The organism is Stutzerimonas kunmingensis (assembly GCF_900114065.1).
GTDB classification, from domain to species: domain Bacteria; phylum Pseudomonadota; class Gammaproteobacteria; order Pseudomonadales; family Pseudomonadaceae; genus Stutzerimonas; species Stutzerimonas kunmingensis.
Genome location: NZ_FORS01000004.1, coordinates 203,406 through 219,701, shown reverse-complemented (window position 1 = coordinate 219,701; position 16,296 = coordinate 203,406). Strand labels below are relative to the sequence as shown.

General features: G+C 63.2%; 15 protein-coding genes. 10 read left to right on the top strand and 5 right to left on the bottom strand.

Annotation, left to right across the window (positions count from 1 at the left end):
- Nucleotides 1–70 precede the first annotated feature (70 nt).
- The gene (locus BM275_RS12075; protein ID WP_014821003.1) at nucleotides 71–289 is read right to left on the bottom strand and encodes a bacterioferritin-associated ferredoxin; all 219 of its coding nucleotides are present in this window, start codon (nucleotides 287–289) and stop codon (nucleotides 71–73) included.
- Between the two features lie 196 nt (nucleotides 290–485).
- Between BM275_RS12075 and BM275_RS12070 the strand changes: the two genes are divergently transcribed.
- Nucleotides 486–1,025, top strand: a complete 540-nt coding sequence (locus BM275_RS12070) for a YaeQ family protein (protein ID WP_003300734.1) — start codon at nucleotides 486–488, stop codon at nucleotides 1,023–1,025.
- An 18-nt stretch (nucleotides 1,026–1,043) separates the two neighbouring features.
- On the opposite strand, the gene BM275_RS12065 is transcribed toward BM275_RS12070, so the two are convergent.
- The 4 genes from BM275_RS12065 to BM275_RS12050 form a co-directional block, all read right to left on the bottom strand.
- Nucleotides 1,044–2,264 (bottom strand): NRAMP family divalent metal transporter, encoded by a 1,221-nt coding sequence (locus tag BM275_RS12065; RefSeq protein ID WP_090521312.1) that lies wholly within the window; start codon nucleotides 2,262–2,264, stop codon nucleotides 1,044–1,046.
- 114 nt (nucleotides 2,265–2,378) lie between these two features.
- Nucleotides 2,379–3,293 carry a 5-oxoprolinase subunit C family protein gene (locus tag BM275_RS12060; protein ID WP_090521310.1) on the bottom strand — a complete coding sequence of 305 codons (915 nt, stop codon included), beginning with the start codon at nucleotides 3,291–3,293 and terminating at the stop codon, nucleotides 2,379–2,381.
- Nucleotides 3,290–3,997 (bottom strand): 5-oxoprolinase subunit PxpB, encoded by a 708-nt coding sequence (gene pxpB / locus BM275_RS12055; protein ID WP_044315263.1) that lies wholly within the window; start codon nucleotides 3,995–3,997, stop codon nucleotides 3,290–3,292. The genes BM275_RS12060 and pxpB overlap by 4 nt, the downstream gene beginning before the upstream one ends.
- Nucleotides 3,994–4,743, bottom strand: coding sequence for a 5-oxoprolinase subunit PxpA (locus BM275_RS12050; RefSeq protein ID WP_044315262.1), 750 nt, complete (start codon nucleotides 4,741–4,743; stop codon nucleotides 3,994–3,996). Before BM275_RS12050 ends, pxpB begins: the two co-directional genes overlap by 4 nt.
- Before the next feature lie 192 nt (nucleotides 4,744–4,935).
- Here BM275_RS12050 and BM275_RS12045 point away from each other — a divergent pair, with 192 nt between their 5' ends.
- The 9 genes from BM275_RS12045 to BM275_RS12005 all read left to right on the top strand — a co-directional run bounded on the left by BM275_RS12045 (nucleotide 4,936) and on the right by BM275_RS12005 (nucleotide 16,270).
- On the top strand, nucleotides 4,936–5,463 hold the full coding sequence (locus BM275_RS12045) for a winged helix DNA-binding protein (protein WP_038658189.1): 528 nt from the start codon (nucleotides 4,936–4,938) through the stop codon (nucleotides 5,461–5,463).
- Between the two features lie 28 nt (nucleotides 5,464–5,491).
- Entirely contained in the window at nucleotides 5,492–7,207 is a 1,716-nt protein-coding gene (gene recJ, locus BM275_RS12040) for a single-stranded-DNA-specific exonuclease RecJ (RefSeq protein ID WP_044315261.1), read from the top strand.
- Nucleotides 7,208–7,335: 128 nt separating this feature from the next.
- Nucleotides 7,336–9,429 carry a molybdopterin oxidoreductase family protein gene (locus BM275_RS12035; protein ID WP_044315260.1) on the top strand — a complete coding sequence of 698 codons (2,094 nt, stop codon included), beginning with the start codon at nucleotides 7,336–7,338 and terminating at the stop codon, nucleotides 9,427–9,429.
- Nucleotides 9,430–9,524: 95 nt separating this feature from the next.
- Nucleotides 9,525–10,634 carry an NADH:flavin oxidoreductase/NADH oxidase gene (locus BM275_RS12030; protein ID WP_044315259.1) on the top strand — a complete coding sequence of 370 codons (1,110 nt, stop codon included), beginning with the start codon at nucleotides 9,525–9,527 and terminating at the stop codon, nucleotides 10,632–10,634.
- 43 nt (nucleotides 10,635–10,677) lie between these two features.
- Entirely contained in the window at nucleotides 10,678–11,394 is a 717-nt protein-coding gene (locus BM275_RS12025) for a tellurite resistance TerB family protein (RefSeq protein ID WP_044315258.1), read from the top strand.
- A gap of 124 nt (nucleotides 11,395–11,518) precedes the next feature.
- A protein-coding gene (gene prfB, locus BM275_RS12020) for a peptide chain release factor 2 (RefSeq protein WP_102832577.1) occupies nucleotides 11,519–12,614 on the top strand; the annotation gives its coding sequence in 2 pieces (ribosomal slippage) (nucleotides 11,519–11,590 and nucleotides 11,592–12,614; 1,095 coding nt in all).
- Between the two features lie 64 nt (nucleotides 12,615–12,678).
- Nucleotides 12,679–14,181, top strand: a complete 1,503-nt coding sequence (gene lysS, locus BM275_RS12015) for a lysine--tRNA ligase (RefSeq protein ID WP_044315257.1) — start codon at nucleotides 12,679–12,681, stop codon at nucleotides 14,179–14,181.
- A 91-nt stretch (nucleotides 14,182–14,272) separates the two neighbouring features.
- The gene (locus BM275_RS12010) at nucleotides 14,273–15,568 is read left to right on the top strand and encodes a flavohemoglobin expression-modulating QEGLA motif protein (RefSeq protein ID WP_003283839.1); all 1,296 of its coding nucleotides are present in this window, start codon (nucleotides 14,273–14,275) and stop codon (nucleotides 15,566–15,568) included.
- A gap of 42 nt (nucleotides 15,569–15,610) precedes the next feature.
- Nucleotides 15,611–16,270, top strand: coding sequence for a Bax inhibitor-1 family protein (locus tag BM275_RS12005; protein WP_014820990.1), 660 nt, complete (start codon nucleotides 15,611–15,613; stop codon nucleotides 16,268–16,270).
- Nucleotides 16,271–16,296: the final 26 nt, after the last annotated feature.

Genomic DNA, 16,296 nt, shown 5'->3' with positions numbered 1-16,296 from the left:
CTTCTGAGCAACTTGCTGATTTGCAGGCAAAAAAAAGCCGGGCATGGCCCGGCTTCATGGCTTCAGTCTGTCAAGCCTGAACAAAACTGGCAGGGTACGCGAGGGAGGCCTGGGCACTCTGCACGTTGCTGAGCGTCTCGCGCACGACCTGCTTGGCGACGCAGGCGCACTTGCCGCACTGGGTGGCGACGCCCGTCGTTTCCCGTACTTCACGGTAGCTGCAGCAGCCTTCGTAGATGGCATCGCGAATCTGGCCGTCGGTTACACCCTGGCAAAGACAGACGTACATAGAAGCACTACCCGTTGAATTCGTTGACGGTTGGGATGCTAATCAGAATGAGAATAATTGTCAAAGTTCGTTCGTCGGGGGTTTCTCCCGATGAGCGTATTTTTCCGTTCGTACCGACGGTGTCGAAGGCCGCAGCGAGGATCGGTGTTGACCGCTTTGCGGTAGACTGCGCGCCTTTTCGCAACGGAGGCCGTTCATGGCCCTGCAAGCCACACCATATAAAGTCGAGCTGAATCTCACGGACCTGGACCGCGGGGTTTACGAGAATCTGCGCTTTACGGTCGCCAAACACCCGTCGGAAACCGAAGAACGCCTCGGCGTGCGATTGATTGCCTATGCGCTCTGGTATAGCGAGCAGCTGGCCTTTGGTCGCGGCCTCTCTGATGTGGACGAGCCAGCACTCTGGGAAAAGAGTCTGGATGGCCGCGTCCTTCATTGGATCGAAGTGGGTCAGCCGGATGCAGAGCGATTGACTTGGTGTTCGCGACGAGCCGAACGCGTCAGCCTGGTTGCCTATGGCAATCTGCGCGTCTGGCAGGGCAAGGTGATCGATGCGGTGAAGGGATTGAAGAATCTGTCCATTGCCACCATCGACTCGGAGTCACTTGCCGCGTTGGTCAAGGACTTGCCGCGTAGTCTGCAGTGGGGCGTGATGATCAGTGACGGCACGTTGTTCATCACCGATGAGCGTGGCCAGTTCGAAGTGAAGTTGGGTTGGTTGCTCGGCGAGCGCTGAGAGCGCCCGCCGTGCCAGTCACGCTTGCCAGAACTCCAGCAGCGCATTGAACGACATCACCACCCCAACCGCCGTGGCCAGCATGGCCAATATGCCGAACATCAGCATCCAGGTAGGGTGACGGTAGGCATCGCCGACGATGTTCGATTTGCGCGACGCGAGCAATATGCAGCCCAGCGCCAGCGGCAGTACCAGGGCATTCAGGGTGCCCGCCACCACCAGAACCTTCACGGGCTGGCCGACCAGGCTGTAGATGAGCGTCGAGCAGGCAATAAAGGCGATCACCACACGCTGGTTATGCCGGCGGATGCTGTCATGCAGCGAGTACATGAAGGTCACACTGGTATAAGCGGCGCCGATCACCGATGAAACCGATGCGGCCAGTAGCACTACGCCAAAAATCTTGTAGCCGATGGTGCCCATCGAATGGGAGAACACCGATGCAGCGGGGTTGCTCGGGTCGAGAGTCAGGCCCTGGCTGACGACACCGAGGGCTGCGAGGAACAGGCAGATGCGCACGACGCCAGTGGTAGCGATACCGATCACGGCCGCGCGGGTTACCAGCCTGACATTCTCTACACCGGTGATGCCGGCCTCTACCAGGCGATGGCCACCGGAAAACGATATGTAGCCGCCGACCGTGCCGCCCACCAATGTCACGATCGGCAGCAGCAGGATCAATGGGTCGTCCGGATTGAAGCTGCGACTCATCGCTTCGAGCAGTGGTGGATTCGACTGCAGCATGGCGTAGCCGATCATGCACAGCATCACCAGGCCAAGGACTTGCATCACCGAGTCCATCACGCCCTTGGCGTTGCGCAGCAGGAAGATGCCGATGATCAGCACGGCGGCGATCAACGAGCCGATTATCGGCGGGATACCGAAGATCACATTCATCGCCAGGCCGGCGCCACCGATGTTGCCGATGTTGAAGGCAATGCCGCCAAGCACGATGAAGGCGGATATCAGATGGCCGACGCCGGGTATCACGCGGTTGGCGACGTCCTGGCCGCGCAGGTTGGCAACGGTGATCACCCGCCAGATATTAAGCTGGGCACCGATGTCGATGAGCAAAGAGATCAGGATCGCGAAGGCGAAACTCGCCAGATACTTCTCGGTGAACAGCGACGTTTGGGTCAGAAACGCGGGTCCGATGGACGAAGTCGCCATGATGAAAATGGCGCCGCGCAGGACGTTGCGCTGGGCGGGAGTGCCGCGTTCGGCTTGTGTGGCTTGCATTGGATACCTTCTTTTTCTTGGCGTTGGGGCAGGTAGAAATGCGCCCGGGTCATACCCGGCAATGTTGTTCTTGTTGGAATAACTGGCTGCTGGTCAGCGGCTCCTTATGAGCGACTACCGCCACTGGGCGAGCAGTTCGCGGTGCGCGCGTTGCGCGGCCTCCAGTGAAATCGGTTTGAGCCTGAGCGAGGTGCCTGGCAGGCACTGCGCCAGCTGGGCCACCGCCGCAGGTGTCAGCGCGCCGAGGCGTGGATGGCCGCCGATTGTCTGGCGGTCGTTGAGCAGGATGATCGGCTGCCCGTCGGCCGGAACCTGGATCGCCCCCAGCGGCACGCCTTCGGAAATCATGGATGAGCGCGTGCTGTGAAGCGTTGGGCCGAGCAAGCGCACGCCCATGCGGTCGGCTCGTTGATCGACTGTCCAGTCGCTGTTGAAGGCATCGAACAGGCTCTGGCCGCTGAAATCACCAATCTGCGCGCCGAGCACGACCGCCAGGGTCGGGCTCGGTAGTGGGGTGACGGTTGGCACTGGCAGCTCTCGGCGAGCAGCAGAAACACCACTGAGCCAGTGCAAGCGGCCGCCCTCGGCCAGCGCTTGGCCGTCACCGGCCAAGCCGCCGAGTTGCTCGCGCCGGACCGTGGCGCAGCTCCCCAATACCGGTGTCGCCTGAAAGCCGCCTGGCGCAGCGAGATAGGCGCGAACGCCTCGCTTTGGGTGCGTGAAGGTAAGCAGTTGGCCCTTACGGACCTCGAAGCTACGCCCCGGTGCGATGGCTTCGTCATCGAGCGCGGCGCCGAGATCGGCACCGCAGATCGCCAGGCAGGTATCGGTTTGCGCGCGAAGGCTGAAATTCCCCAGCGTGATTTCCACCGTAGCGGCCTGCACAGGATTTCCAAGCAGCCAGTTGGCCCAGCTGTGGGAAATCCAGTCCACCGGGCCGCCCTGGGTAACGCCGAGGTGGCGGACGCCCATACGGCCGCCGTCCTGCAAGCTGGCCAATGCGCCGGCGCGTTCGATAAGCAGACTCATACGGCAGTCTCCTGAAAAGGGCTGTCGTTGCCGCCCAAGCGGATGAATTCGGCGCGCTCGATGGGCACGAAGCGCACCCGGTCGCCTGGCTGCCAGAGGCTGTAGCCGTCGGGCTCGCGGTCGAACAGACGAACCGGGCTGCGCCCGATCAGATTCCAGCCACCCGGCGATACCAGCGGATATATGGCGGTCTGCCGATCGGCGATGCCCAGGCTTCCGGCCGGCACCTGCTTGCGTGGTGTGGCCAGGCGCGGGCTGGCCAAACGCTCATCGACCAGCCCGAGAAAGGCGAAGCCGGGTGCGAAGCCGAGGGCGAAGACCTGATAGATGTGTGCGCTGTGTTGCTCGATCACGCCGGCTACACCGAGCCCGCTGCGCTTGCCTAGCGCTCGTAGCTCGGGGCCGACGCTGGCGTCGTACCACACTGGGATTGCATGCTGGCGCGCAGTTTCGGCGGCGGCGGGCTGCAGACCCTCGAGCGCTTGGTGAAGGTGCTGGCGAGCCTGCAGGTCGTCCAGTTGGATCAGGTCGTAATGCACCAGCAGGGTGGTGTAGGAAGGCACCAGATCGATCAGTGCCGTGCCGAAGGCGTCGCGCACCCGCTGACTGGCGGCAAGCATCCAGGGCATGTTGCCTTCGTCGATCTGATCGAACAGGCGCAACAACAGGCTGTCGACGCCCACCACTTCGATCCGCGGCTTCATGCGGGAAGCGCTTGCAGCGCGTGGCGGATGCGCTGGACGGCGGCTATGGAACCGGCGTTGTCGCCATGCACGCAGAGGGTATCGGCCTGCAGAATCAGCGCGCTGTCATCGCTCGCGATCAGCGCCTCGCCCTTGGCCAGGCGCAGGGCCTGGTCGGTCACGGTTTCTGCATCGTGGTGGACGGCGCCTGGCAGGCTGCGCGAAACAAGCATGCCGGCGGCGTCATAGGCGCGGTCGGCGAACACCTCGAACCACAGGGTGATGCCCATTTCCTCTGCCAGTGCTTGGCTTGCGCTGTTGTCGCGGGTGGACATCAGCATCAGCGGCAGGTTGGCGCTGTAGGCCTTGATGGCGCTCATCACTGCGCGCAGCAGTTCGGGCTGGCGCATCATGTCGTTGTACAGCGCCCCGTGCGGTTTGACGTAGCGAACCTGCGTGCCTTCAGCGCGGCAGATGCCGTCGAGTGCGCCGATCTGATAGAGCAGCATGTTCTCCACTTCGGCCGGGCTGCAGGCCATGGAGCGCCGGCCGAAGCCGACCAGATCCGGATAGGCCGGATGGGCGCCGATGCGCACATCATGCTTGCGTGCCAACGCCACTGTGCGCCGCATGATCTGCGGATCGGACGCATGGAAGCCGCAGGCGACATTGGCGCAATCGATGAACGGCATCACCTCGGCATCCAGGCCCATGGTCCAGGCGCCGAAGCTTTCCCCTATATCGCAATTGAGTAAGAGACGACTCACGATGGCTGCTCCTTTCGAAATGGACTGGTGCGTTTGCGGCGGCGTTGAGGGTCGATACACTGATAAAGTATTGATAAATTATCAACGTATTTCTGCCGTTGGGCGTCTGAAGTGCCTGAGCGGACATTGCTGTATCCTTGCCCGCCCCATCGATACGAACGGCGCTGCCGCTTCATCAATCAGGAACTCAAGATGGTTGACGCCAAAAGCCCCCGCCCGTTGCGATCTTCGATCGTCGCTTCGGCGCACCTCGCCGAGCAGTCCCAGGAACTGTCTGAACTGGAGTACGGCATCATCGTCGCCAGCGCCGCGCTGATGCGCTGGATGGAGCGTTGCATGCAGGCCTGCGGCACGGTGGAGATGAACGCGCTGGACGTCATGGTGCTGCACAATCTCACCAGCCGTGGCCGCGCCAAGCGACAGGCGGATATCTGCCTGCTGCTCAATGTGGAAGACACCCACACCGTGACTTACGCGCTGAAGAAGCTGAGCAAGCTCGGCCTGGTGGAAGGGGCGAAGCAGGGCAAGGAGATGTTCTATCGCACCACCGACAAGGGCCGTGCGCTTTGTCAGGAGTACGCCGACATCCGCCGCGAATGCCTGATCGCCTCGTTCGAGAACCTCAATATCGACCCTGATGAGATCCACCGCCTGGCGGGCATGCTGCGCGCTATGTCGGGCCTGTACGACCAGGCCGCACGTGCGGCCACCTCCCTGTAATCCGTTTCACCGAGTCTGGAATCCGACGATGCGTATCGAACCCCGCCCCCTGCCCGAGCAGCTGCCCGACCTTGGCGAGCTGCCGCCGCTGCTGCAGCGCCTCTACGCGGCCCGTGGTGTGACCTGCGCAGAGGAGCTGGACAAGGGGCTGGCGCGGTTGATTCCTTATAAGCAGCTCAAGGGCATCGATGCCGCGGTCGAGCTGCTGGTCGAGGCGCTGGAGAAGCGTCAACGCATCCTGTTCGTCGGCGATTTCGATGCCGATGGCGCCACGGCCAGCACCGTGGGTGTACTTGGCTTGCGCCAGCTTGGCGCTGCCCACGTCGATTACCTGGTGCCCAATCGCTTCGAATATGGCTACGGTCTGACGCCGGAAATCGTTGCCGTTGCCTTGCAGCGCGAGCCCGATCTGTTGGTGACCGTGGACAACGGCATTTCCAGTGTCGACGGCGTGGCGGCGGCCAAGGCCGCAGGGCTCAAGGTGCTGGTCACGGACCATCACCTGCCGGGTCACGAACTGCCGGCGGCTGATGCCATCGTTAACCCCAATCAGCCTGAGTGCGCCTTTCCCAGCAAGTGCATCGCCGGTGTCGGGGTCATCTTCTATGTGCTGCTGGCATTACGCGCTCGCCTGCGTGAGCTGGACTGGTTCATCCGTCAGGGCTGGGCAGAGCCGAACCTGGCTGAGCTATTGGACCTCGTGGCGTTGGGCAGTGTCGCCGACGTGGTATCGCTGGATGCCAACAATCGCATCCTGGTCCATCAGGGATTGGCGCGGATTCGCGCGGGGCGGGCGAGGGCGGGCCTGCGGGCGATTCTCGAAGTGACGGGGCGCGACCATCGACGCATCACCTCTACCGACCTGGGCTTCATTCTCGGACCGCGGCTCAACGCGGCCGGGCGGCTGGATGACATGTCGCTGGGCATCGAATGCCTGCTCTGCGAGGACGAGGCACTGGCGCGCGATATGGCGGTCCAGCTCGATGAGCTGAACAAGGACCGCAAGAGCATCGAGCAGGGCATGCAGCGCGAGGCACTGGCGCAGCTCAAGGATTTGCCCCTGGAAGACCTGCCGTTCGGCCTGTGCCTATTCGAGGCGGACTGGCATCAGGGCGTGATCGGCATCCTGGCTTCGCGTATGAAGGAGCGCTACCACCGCCCGACCATCGCCTTCGCCGATGCCGGCGACGGCCTGCTCAAAGGCTCTGCGCGCTCGGTGCCGGGCTTTCATATCCGCGATGCGCTGGATGCGGTCGCCGCCAAGCATCCCGGCTTGATCAGCAAGTTTGGCGGGCATGCCATGGCGGCCGGGCTGTCGCTGCCGCAAGCCAGCTTCGGCGCATTCGCTGCCGCCTTCGACGCCGAAGTGCGCCGCCAGCTGTGCGAGGATGATCTCACCGGCCGGCTGCTAACCGACGGCCAGCTCAGCGTCGAGGAGTTCCACCTGGAACTGGCGCGTGCGCTGCGCAACGCCGGGCCCTGGGGCCAGCATTTTCCCGAGCCGATGTTTCATGGGGTGTTCCAGTTGGTGCAGCAACGTATCGTCGGCGAGCGCCATCTGAAGCTGGTGCTCAAGAGCGAATGCGGCTCGCTGACCCTCGACGGCATTGCCTTCAACGTCGACCGCGAAATCTGGCCGAATCCGACGGTGCGCTGGGCCGAGCTGGCCTACAAGCTCGACGTCAACGAGTACCGCGGTCAGGAAAGCGTGCAGCTGATGGTGGCGCATATCGCCCCGCGCTGATCGATGCATGCCGGCTGACGATAGGCCGGCTGAATCCAGCGCCATTCCCCGTCAAGACGTCTGATTGTTGCCCGCGGCCATGGCGCCTAGAGTGGCTGGACAACAACAGCGCCATGCGGGAATCCGAAATGAGCGAGATCAGCGTCCATCACCGTGCCTGTCATCTGTGCGAAGCCATCTGCGGCCTGACCATCCAGACCGAAGGCGAGCGCATCCTTTCGATCAAGGGCGACCCCCTCGACAGCTTCAGCCGCGGCCATATCTGTCCCAAGGCTGTCGCCCTGCGGGACATCCAGAACGACCGTGACCGGCTGCGCCACCCGATGCGGCGCTGCGGCGATGAGTGGCAGGCGATCAGCTGGGAGGAGGCCTACGAACTGGTCGCCGAGCGCCTGGCTGAGATCCGCGAGCGCCACGGCGCCAATGCCGTGGCCATCTACCAGGGCAACCCGAGTGTGCACAACTACGGGCTGATGACCCACAGCAACTACTTCCTCGGGCTGCTGAAGACGCGCAATCGCTTTTCCGCGACCTCGGTCGATCAGCTGCCGCATCACCTGACCAGCCATCTGATGTACGGCCACGGCCTGCTATTACCCGTGCCGGACATCGATCACACCGATTTCATGCTGATCCTCGGCGGCAACCCGCTGGCCTCCAATGGCAGCATCATGACCGTGCCCGACGTAGAGAAGCGGTTGAAGGCGATCCGTGCCCGCGGCGGCAAGCTGGTGGTGGTCGACCCGCGTCGCAGCGAGACCGCAGCGATCGCCGATCAACATATGTTCGTGCGGCCGGGACAAGACGCGGCGCTGCTGTTTGGCCTGCTCAATACTCTGTTCGAGGAAGGCCTGACGCGCACCAGCGAGCTCCCGCTGGACGGCATCGAGGAGGTGCGCACGGCGATCGCCGCCTTTACCGCCGAGGCGATGAGCGCCCGTTGTGGGATTCCGGCCGAGCAGATCCGCCAGCTGGCGCGGGATTTCGCGGCGGCGGACAAGGCAGTCTGCTACGGGCGGATGGGCGTCTCGACCCAGGCCTTCGGCACGCTCTGCCAGTGGTTGGTGCAGCTGATCAACCTGGTCACCGGTAACCTCGATCGGGTCGGCGGCGCGCTGTGTACCGAGCCTGCGGTGGATCTGGTGGAGACCACCTCCGGCGGCCACTTCGCCGCCTGGCATAGCCGGGTTTCGCAGTTGCCTGAATACGGCGGCGAACTACCGGTAGCGGCACTGGCCGAGGAGATGCTTGAACCCGGGGAAGGGCAGGTGCGTGCACTGATCACCGTGGCCGGAAACCCGGTGCTCTCCACGCCCAACGGGCGCAAGCTGGAGCAGGCGCTGGATGGGCTGGAGTTCATGCTCAGTGTGGATTTCTACATCAACGAAACCACTCGCTATGCCGACGTGATCCTGCCGCCGACCGCGCCGCTGGAGCACGACCATTACGACGCCACCTTCAACCTGCTCGCCGTGCGCAACGTTACCCGCTTCAACCAGCCGGTACTGCCCAAACCCGAGGGTGCGCTGCACGACTGGGAAATCTTCATCGGGCTGGCTAAGGCGTACGCAGCGCGGGTCGGCGTCGAGCTGAAGCCCACCATGCCGCCGCAGCAAATGATGGACCTGGCGCTACGCCATGGGCCATACGGCGACAAGTCCGAGCGCAAGCTGCGCCTGGCAGCACTGGAGGATCATCCCCACGGGCTGGATCTCGGGCCGCTCAAGCCAAACCTGGCGCGGCGCCTGAAAACGCCGAACAAGCGCATCCAGACCGCGCCGGCGCTGATGCTGGACGATCTGCAGCGTTTCGCCGCGCAGCCTCAGGCAGGTGCCGACGAGCTGTTGCTGATCGGCCGCCGGCATGTACGCAGCAACAATTCCTGGATGCACAACTACCAGCGCCTGGTGAAGGGCAAACCTCGTCATCAGCTGCTGATGCACCCTGCGGACATGGCTGCTCGGACTTTGCAGGATGGCCAGCGGGTGCGCGTGCATTCCCGGGTCGGCGTGGTCGAGGTGGAGGCGCTGGCCAGCGAGGAGATGATGCCCGGCGTGGTCAGCCTGCCGCATGGCTGGGGCCACGCCCGTCCTGGCGTGCAAATGGATATCGCCCGGCAGCAACCGGGCGCCAGCAGTAACGACCTGACTGACGAGCGCCAGTTGGATGTATCCGGCAATGCCGCGCTCAACGGTGTGCCGGTGCAGGTCAGCGCTGCCTGAGGCTGACAGTTCCACCGATGTCGGGCTGGGCATGAGCGGCGAAACGGTCTCTACTGACGGGTGTCAAATCCGCATCACCGACAGTAGAGGCCGACATGTCCCAGCTTTTTCAGCCGCTTACCCTGCGCCAGCTCAAACTGCCCAACCGGATTGCCGTATCGCCCATGTGCCAGTACTCGGCGAAGGCCGGGATGGCCAACGACTGGCATCTGGTGCATCTGGGCAGTCGGGCCGTCGGTGGCGCCGGGCTGGTGATCATCGAAGCGACGGCGATCAGCCCTGAGGGGCGTATTTCGCCGGACGACCTGGGTATCTGGTCCGACGAGCATGTCGAGCCATTGCGGCGGATCACCCGCTTCATCGAGGCGCAGGGCGCATTCGCCGGCGTGCAGCTGGCCCATGCCGGGCGCAAGGCGAGCACCTGGCGGCCCTGGCTCGGCAAGCACGGCAGCGTGCCGATCGCCGCTGGCGGCTGGACCCCGGTCGGTCCTTCGACCATTGCTTTCTCGCCTGAACATGCCGTGCCGACGGCGCTGGACGACGCCGGCATCGCGGGCGTCGTGCAGGCCTTCGTCGAGGCGGCCGAGCGCTCATTGGCGGCCGGCTTCAAGGTTTCCGAGGTACATGCGGCCCACGGCTACCTGCTGCATCAGTTCCTTTCGCCGCTATCCAACCAGCGGCAGGATCGCTACGGCGGCTCGTTCGACAACCGTATCCGCCTGCTGCTGGAGGTTACGGCAGCTGTTCGCCAGGTCTGGCCCGAGGAATTGCCGCTGTTCGTCCGCCTCTCGGCAACAGACTGGGTCGATGATGGCTGGAATGCCGACGAAACCGTCGAACTCGCGCGGCGGCTCAGGGAGATTGGCGTCGACCTGATCGATGTGTCGTCCGGTGGCACTGCTGCCAACGCCGATATCCCGGTCGGGCCCGGCTACCAGACCCAGTTCGCCGAGCGCGTGCGCAAGGAGGCGGGTATCGCCACCGGCACGGTCGGCATGATCACCGAGGCGGTGCAGGCCGAGCACATCCTGCGCACCGGCCAGGCCGACCTGATTCTGCTCGCCCGCGAACTGCTGCGTGATCCGTACTGGCCGCTGCATGCTGCCGAGGACCTGCGTGACAGTTCCGTGGCCTGGCCGGCGCAGTACGTGCGTGCTGCCCATCGCGACACGCCGATTCGTCAGGTGCCCGAGTCGTTTGACTGAGCACTGCTGTTCAAATCCTGATTCAATCCGTTTGGGGACTTCGATGAAAACCAGTGGCCTTCTCGATCAACTGCTCAGGTCCGGTCAGGACCTGCTGCAGAAGCAGCAATCCAGTGCAGGTGGCAAACCTGGCAAAGGCGGTTTGAGCGACCTGCTTTCCGGCGTTGGCGGCGGTTCGCTCGGCAATGCCCTGTCGGGTGCCGGTGGCGGCGCGCTGGCGGCCGGTGCCATGGGGTTGCTGCTGGGCAACCGCAAGGTGCGCAAGATGGGCGGCAAGGCGGTGACCTACGGCGGTCTGGCGGCGCTCGGCGTGCTGGCCTACAAGGCCTACAGCAACTGGCAGGCGCAGCAGGGCGGGGCGCAACAGCAGACGCCACAGACCATCGATCGCCTGCCGCCGGCAGAGGTCGAGGTGCACAGCCAGGGCATTCTCAAGGCACTGGTGGCAGCGGCCAAGGCCGACGGCCATGTCGATGCCCGAGAGCGTCAGCTGATCGAGGCGGAGCTGGGCAAGCTGGCCGATGCTGATCTGCAGCACTGGCTCGAGGCCGAACTGAACAAGCCGCTGGACCCGGCTGACGTGGCCAGTGCCGCCAGTACCCCCGAGATGGCTGCGGAGATGTATCTGGCCAGCGTGCTGATGGTCGACGAGGAGCATTTCATGGAGCGTGCCTATCTGGATGAACTTGCCCGCTGTCTGCAGCTCGATCCGCAACTCAAAGCCGAGCTGGAAAGCCAGGTACGCGGTGTGAGTGCCTGATCGACCGTCATGAGGGCAAATCCGTTTCCTGACCGTCCGCCGGCACGTCCGGCGGGCTGTCAGCGCGGGTTGGCTGAGTTATAATCGCCGGCTTTTGCACCGTCCGATTGAGAGCTGCCTACCTATGGAAATCAACCCGATCCTCAACAGCATCAAGGACCTGTCCGAGCGCACCCTGTCAATTCGGGGGTATCTTTGACTACGATCAGAAGCATGATCGTCTCGTCGAAGTAAACCGCGAACTCGAAGACCCCAACGTCTGGAACAAGCCCGAATACGCCCAGAGCCTGGGCCGTGAACGCGCCACCCTGGCGCAGATTGTCGAAACCATCGATGACCTCGATGGCGGACTTGCCGACTCTCGCGACCTGCTCGACATGGCGGTCGAAGAAGATGATCAAGGCGCCGTTGATGATGTGGCCGCCGAGCTGGACCGTCTGCGCGGAATCCTCGAAAAGCTCGAATTCCGCCGCATGTTCAGCCATGAGATGGACCCGAATAACTGCTACCTGGACATCCAGGCCGGTTCCGGCGGCACCGAGGCGCAGGACTGGGCGAACATCCTGCTGCGCATGTACCTGCGCTGGGCCGACAAGCGCGGTTTCACTGCCGAGATCGTCGAGCTGTCCGAGGGCGAAGTCGCCGGCATCAAGGGTGCCACGGTGCACATCAAGGGTGAATATGCTTTTGGCTGGTTGCGCACCGAGATCGGTGTGCACCGCCTGGTTCGCAAGAGCCCGTTCGACTCCGGCGCGCGCCGCCACACCTCGTTCTCGGCAGTGTTCGCCTCACCCGAGATCGACGACAGGGTCGAGATCGAGATCAACCCGGCCGACCTGCGCATCGATACCTACCGTTCCTCCGGCGCCGGTGGTCAGCACGTAAACACCACCGATTCGGCCGTGCGTATCACCCACGTCCCGACCAATACCGTGGTGGCCTGCCAGAACGAACGTTCCCAGCACGCCAACAAGGACACCGCCATGAAGATGCTGCGGGCCAAGTTGTACGAACTGGAAATGCAGAAGCGCAACGCCGCCTCTCAGGCGCTGGAAGACAGCAAGTCGGACATTGGCTGGGGGCACCAGATCCGTTCCTACGTGCTCGACGACTCGCGCATCAAGGATCTGCGTACCGGTGTGGAGCGCAGCGATTGCCAGAAGGTGCTCGACGGCGACCTCGACGGATACCTCGAAGCCAGCCTGAAACAGGGGCTCTGAGAGCAGCTGCAAGCCTCAAGCCGCAAGCACCTCCATTGAAACGATTTGACCGGGACGACCCGCAATGAGCGAACAACCGCTGAACCAGCACGCCATCCAAGAGGAAGAAAACAAGCTGATTGCCCAGCGCAAGGAAAAGCTTGCTGCCGTGCGCGAGCAGGGCAATGCCTTCCCCAATGACTTCCGTCGCGACCGCTATGCAGGCGACCTGCAGAAACAGTACGCCGAGAAGACCAAGGAGGAGCTGGAGGCGGCCGCCATTCCGGTCAAGGTCGCCGGGCGCATCATGCTCAACCGCGGGCCATTCATGGTGCTGCAGGATATGAGCGGGCGCATCCAGGTCTATGTCGATCGCAAGACGCTGCCGGCCGAGCAGGTCGACGCGGTCAAGCACTTCGACCTGGGCGACATCATTGCCGCCGAGGGCACACTGGCGCGCTCCGGCAAGGGCGACCTGTACGTCTACATGAACAGCGTGCGCCTGCTGACCAAGTCGCTGCGCCCGCTGCCGGACAAGTTCCACGGCCTGACCGACACCGAGCAGCGCTACCGCCAGCGCTACGTCGACCTGATGGTCAACGAGGAGGTGCGCGAAACGTTCCGCGTGCGCTCCCAGGTCATCTCGCATATCCGCAAGTTCCTCGCCGAGCGTGACTTCCTCGAAGTCGAAACGCCGATGCTGCAGACCATTCCCGGCGGCGCTGCGGCCAAACCGTTCGAGACCCATCACAACGCGCTGGACATGCCGATGTTCCTGCGCATCGCGCCGGAGCTCTACCTCAAGCGTCTGGTGGTCGGTGGCTTCGAGCGCGTGTTCGAGATCAACCGCAACTTCCGCAACGAAGGCGTCTCGACCCGGCATAACCCCGAGTTCACCATGCTCGAGTTCTACCAGGCTTACGCCGACTACGAAGACAATATGGATCTCACCGAGGAGCTGTTCCGCGAGCTGGCCCAGGCCGTGCTTGGCAGCACCGACGTGCCCTACGGCGACAAGGTGTTCCACTTCGGCGAGCCCTTCGCGCGGCTGTCGGTGTTCGACTCGATCCTCAAGTTCAACCCGGAAATCTCCGCGGATGACCTGAACGACGTCGAGAAGGCTCGCGCCATCGCCAAGAAGGCCGGCGCCAAGCTGCTCGGCCACGAAGGGCTGGGTAAGCTGCAGGTGATGATTTTCGAGGAGCTGGTCGAGCACAAGCTGGAACAGCCGACCTTCATCACCGAGTACCCGTTCGAGGTCTCGCCGCTGGCCCGACGCAATGATCGCAACCCCAACGTCACCGACCGCTTCGAACTGTTCATTGGTGGCCGCGAGATCGCCAACGCCTATTCCGAGCTCAACGATGCCGAGGATCAGGCCGAACGTTTCCACGCGCAGGTAGCCGACAAGGATGCCGGCGATGACGAAGCCATGCACTTCGACGCCGACTTCGTGCGTGCGCTGGAATACGGCATGCCGCCGACCGCGGGCGAGGGTATCGGCATCGATCGCCTGGTGATGCTGCTGACCAACTCGCCTTCGATCCGCGACGTGATCCTCTTCCCGCACATGCGTCCGGAACTCTGATCCACTGAGCGTCGACTGACACCGCAGTGTGCCGGCCTCGGCGGCTGCGGGTATAACCTCAAGGGTACGGGTCATCCGTGAAGAGGGACTGATGAACAGCCGTAACAACCTGGATGAGTATCAGACCATCGTGCGCGGGCTGTCCGACCGCATCGTCGAGGCGCAGACGCCAGTGCGCGTACTGGACGCGGTGAAGTGGGACGAGAATACCCGCCAGGGTTTTTTCGCCGCCAAGGGCCGCGAGCTGCCGAAGATCGATCGCGGCTACTACGAGGGCCGGCCACTGGCCTTCGATTCCAGCGCCAAGAAGCAGGAATTCCAGGACATCGAGCGCGACATCACCCGTCAGCTCGGTCAGTTCAACCCGGTCGGGCAGATCATGCGGCGCATGTGTAAGGAATACCGCATGGTTATCCGCATGCTCGAGGCGCGTGGCACACCGGACTTCGGCATGATCTCCCAGGAGCTCTACGGCGCGGCATCCGACGCCTTCCATGCTGGCGATCCAACCCTGGCCGACCTCGGCCTTATGCTCTCCGACTACCTGAACAACATCGCCGACCGTGGCGATCTGCGTGACGAGCCGAAGAATCTCACCGCGCCGCAGGCCGTCGAGCTGCTGCAGAAGCGGCTGGATGTGGTGTTCGGCGAAGGCGAGGGCGTGATCCGTGTTTTCGAGTCCGACGGCATCCTCGCCGATGCGGCAGCGGGCGCCGACTACATCAAGATCCGCAGCGATGCGCTGTTCAACGAGCGTGATGTGCGCGCGCTGGAAGTGCACGAAGGACTGGTGCATGTCGGCACCACGCTCAACGGGCAGAACCAGCCGATCTGCACCTTCCTCGCCAAGGGGCCACCGTCCTCGACGGTGACCCAGGAGGGCCTGGCCATCCTGATGGAAGTCATCGCCTTCGCCTCCTACCCGACGCGCCTGCGCAAGCTGACCAACCGCACCCGCGCCATCCACATGGCCGAGGAGGGCGCGGATTTCCTCGACGTGTTCGCCTTCTTCCGCGAGCAGGGCTATGGCGACGACGATTGCTACAGCAATGCCAGCCGGGTGTTCCGCGGCTCGACCCCCGATGGTTTGCCCTTCACCAAGGACCTGTCCTACCTGAAGGGCTTCATCATGATCTACAACTACATCCAGCTAGCCGTGCGCAAAGGCCGGCTGGAGCAGATCCCGCTGCTGTTCTGCGGCAAGACCACGCTTGAGGACATGCGCACGCTGCGCCAGTTGGTAGACGAGGGCATGGTCGTCCCGCCCAAGTATCTGCCGCAGCAATTTCAGGACCTCAATGCGCTGTCGGCCTGGATGTGCTTCTCCAACTTCCTCAATCACCTGAGCCTGGATCGCATCGAAGCCGACTACGCGAACATCCTTTGATCCCGAATATCCGACACCACCCACGCAAGGAAGCGTAACGATATGGAAAACCCGGTCTTTGCCCGCCAGTCCAGTCCGCTGGATCGCACCCTCTCGGCTGGCGCCTACAACCTCGTCATCGGCCTCACGCTTTGCTGGGGCTTCTGGGTCAACTGGTGGATGGTCGGCAACATCCCGGTCGAGTCCATTCGCAGCATCCATCCCTGGCTGTTCTTTGGCGGCTACTTCGCCTGCTGCCTCACCGGCGCCTGGCTGTTTCATCGTTCGAACCAGCCCTGGGTGAGTTTTTTCGGTTACAACCTGGTGGTGGTGCCGTTCGGGCTTATCGTCAACCTGGTGGTGGGCCGCTACGACGCCTCTCTGGTGCATGAGGCGATACGCATCACCGCGCTTGTTACCCTGGGCATGATGCTGCTCGGCATGCTGTTTCCGAAGTTCTTCGCCAGCATCGCCGGTGCGCTGACAGTGGCGTTGTTGCTGGTGATCGTCGTCGAGTTGGTCGAGGTGTTCATCCTCGGCATTCATCACGGCGTGATCGACTGGATCGTCGTGATGATCTTCTGCGGCTATGTCGGCGTGGACTGGGGGCGGGCGAATCAGATCCCCAAGACGCTGGACAACGCCATTGACAGCGCAGCCGCGCTCTATATGGACATCATCAACCTGTTCCTGCGTATCCTGCGTATTCTCGGGCGCAGATAGGCAACGGCGGGACGCTGCCGGATCCT

Excerpts from the sequence above, each read along its gene's own strand:
- lysS (WP_044315257.1), top strand. The coding sequence starts at position 12,679 with ATGAGCGAACAACCGCTGAACCAGCACGCCATCCAAGAGGAAGAAAAC.
- BM275_RS12035 (WP_044315260.1), top strand. The coding sequence starts at position 7,336 with ATGAGCGAGATCAGCGTCCATCACCGTGCCTGTCATCTGTGCGAAGCC.
- BM275_RS12025 (WP_044315258.1), top strand. The coding sequence starts at position 10,678 with ATGAAAACCAGTGGCCTTCTCGATCAACTGCTCAGGTCCGGTCAGGAC.
- BM275_RS12065 (WP_090521312.1), bottom strand. The coding sequence starts at position 2,264 with ATGCAAGCCACACAAGCCGAACGCGGCACTCCCGCCCAGCGCAACGTC.
- pxpB (WP_044315263.1), bottom strand. The coding sequence starts at position 3,997 with ATGAAGCCGCGGATCGAAGTGGTGGGCGTCGACAGCCTGTTGTTGCGC.
- BM275_RS12010 (WP_003283839.1), top strand. The coding sequence starts at position 14,273 with ATGAACAGCCGTAACAACCTGGATGAGTATCAGACCATCGTGCGCGGG.
- BM275_RS12045 (WP_038658189.1), top strand. The coding sequence starts at position 4,936 with ATGGTTGACGCCAAAAGCCCCCGCCCGTTGCGATCTTCGATCGTCGCT.
- BM275_RS12005 (WP_014820990.1), top strand. The coding sequence starts at position 15,611 with ATGGAAAACCCGGTCTTTGCCCGCCAGTCCAGTCCGCTGGATCGCACC.
- BM275_RS12070 (WP_003300734.1), top strand. The coding sequence starts at position 486 with ATGGCCCTGCAAGCCACACCATATAAAGTCGAGCTGAATCTCACGGAC.
- BM275_RS12075 (WP_014821003.1), bottom strand. The coding sequence starts at position 289 with ATGTACGTCTGTCTTTGCCAGGGTGTAACCGACGGCCAGATTCGCGAT.
- recJ (WP_044315261.1), top strand. The coding sequence starts at position 5,492 with ATGCGTATCGAACCCCGCCCCCTGCCCGAGCAGCTGCCCGACCTTGGC.
- BM275_RS12060 (WP_090521310.1), bottom strand. The coding sequence starts at position 3,293 with ATGAGTCTGCTTATCGAACGCGCCGGCGCATTGGCCAGCTTGCAGGAC.
- BM275_RS12030 (WP_044315259.1), top strand. The coding sequence starts at position 9,525 with ATGTCCCAGCTTTTTCAGCCGCTTACCCTGCGCCAGCTCAAACTGCCC.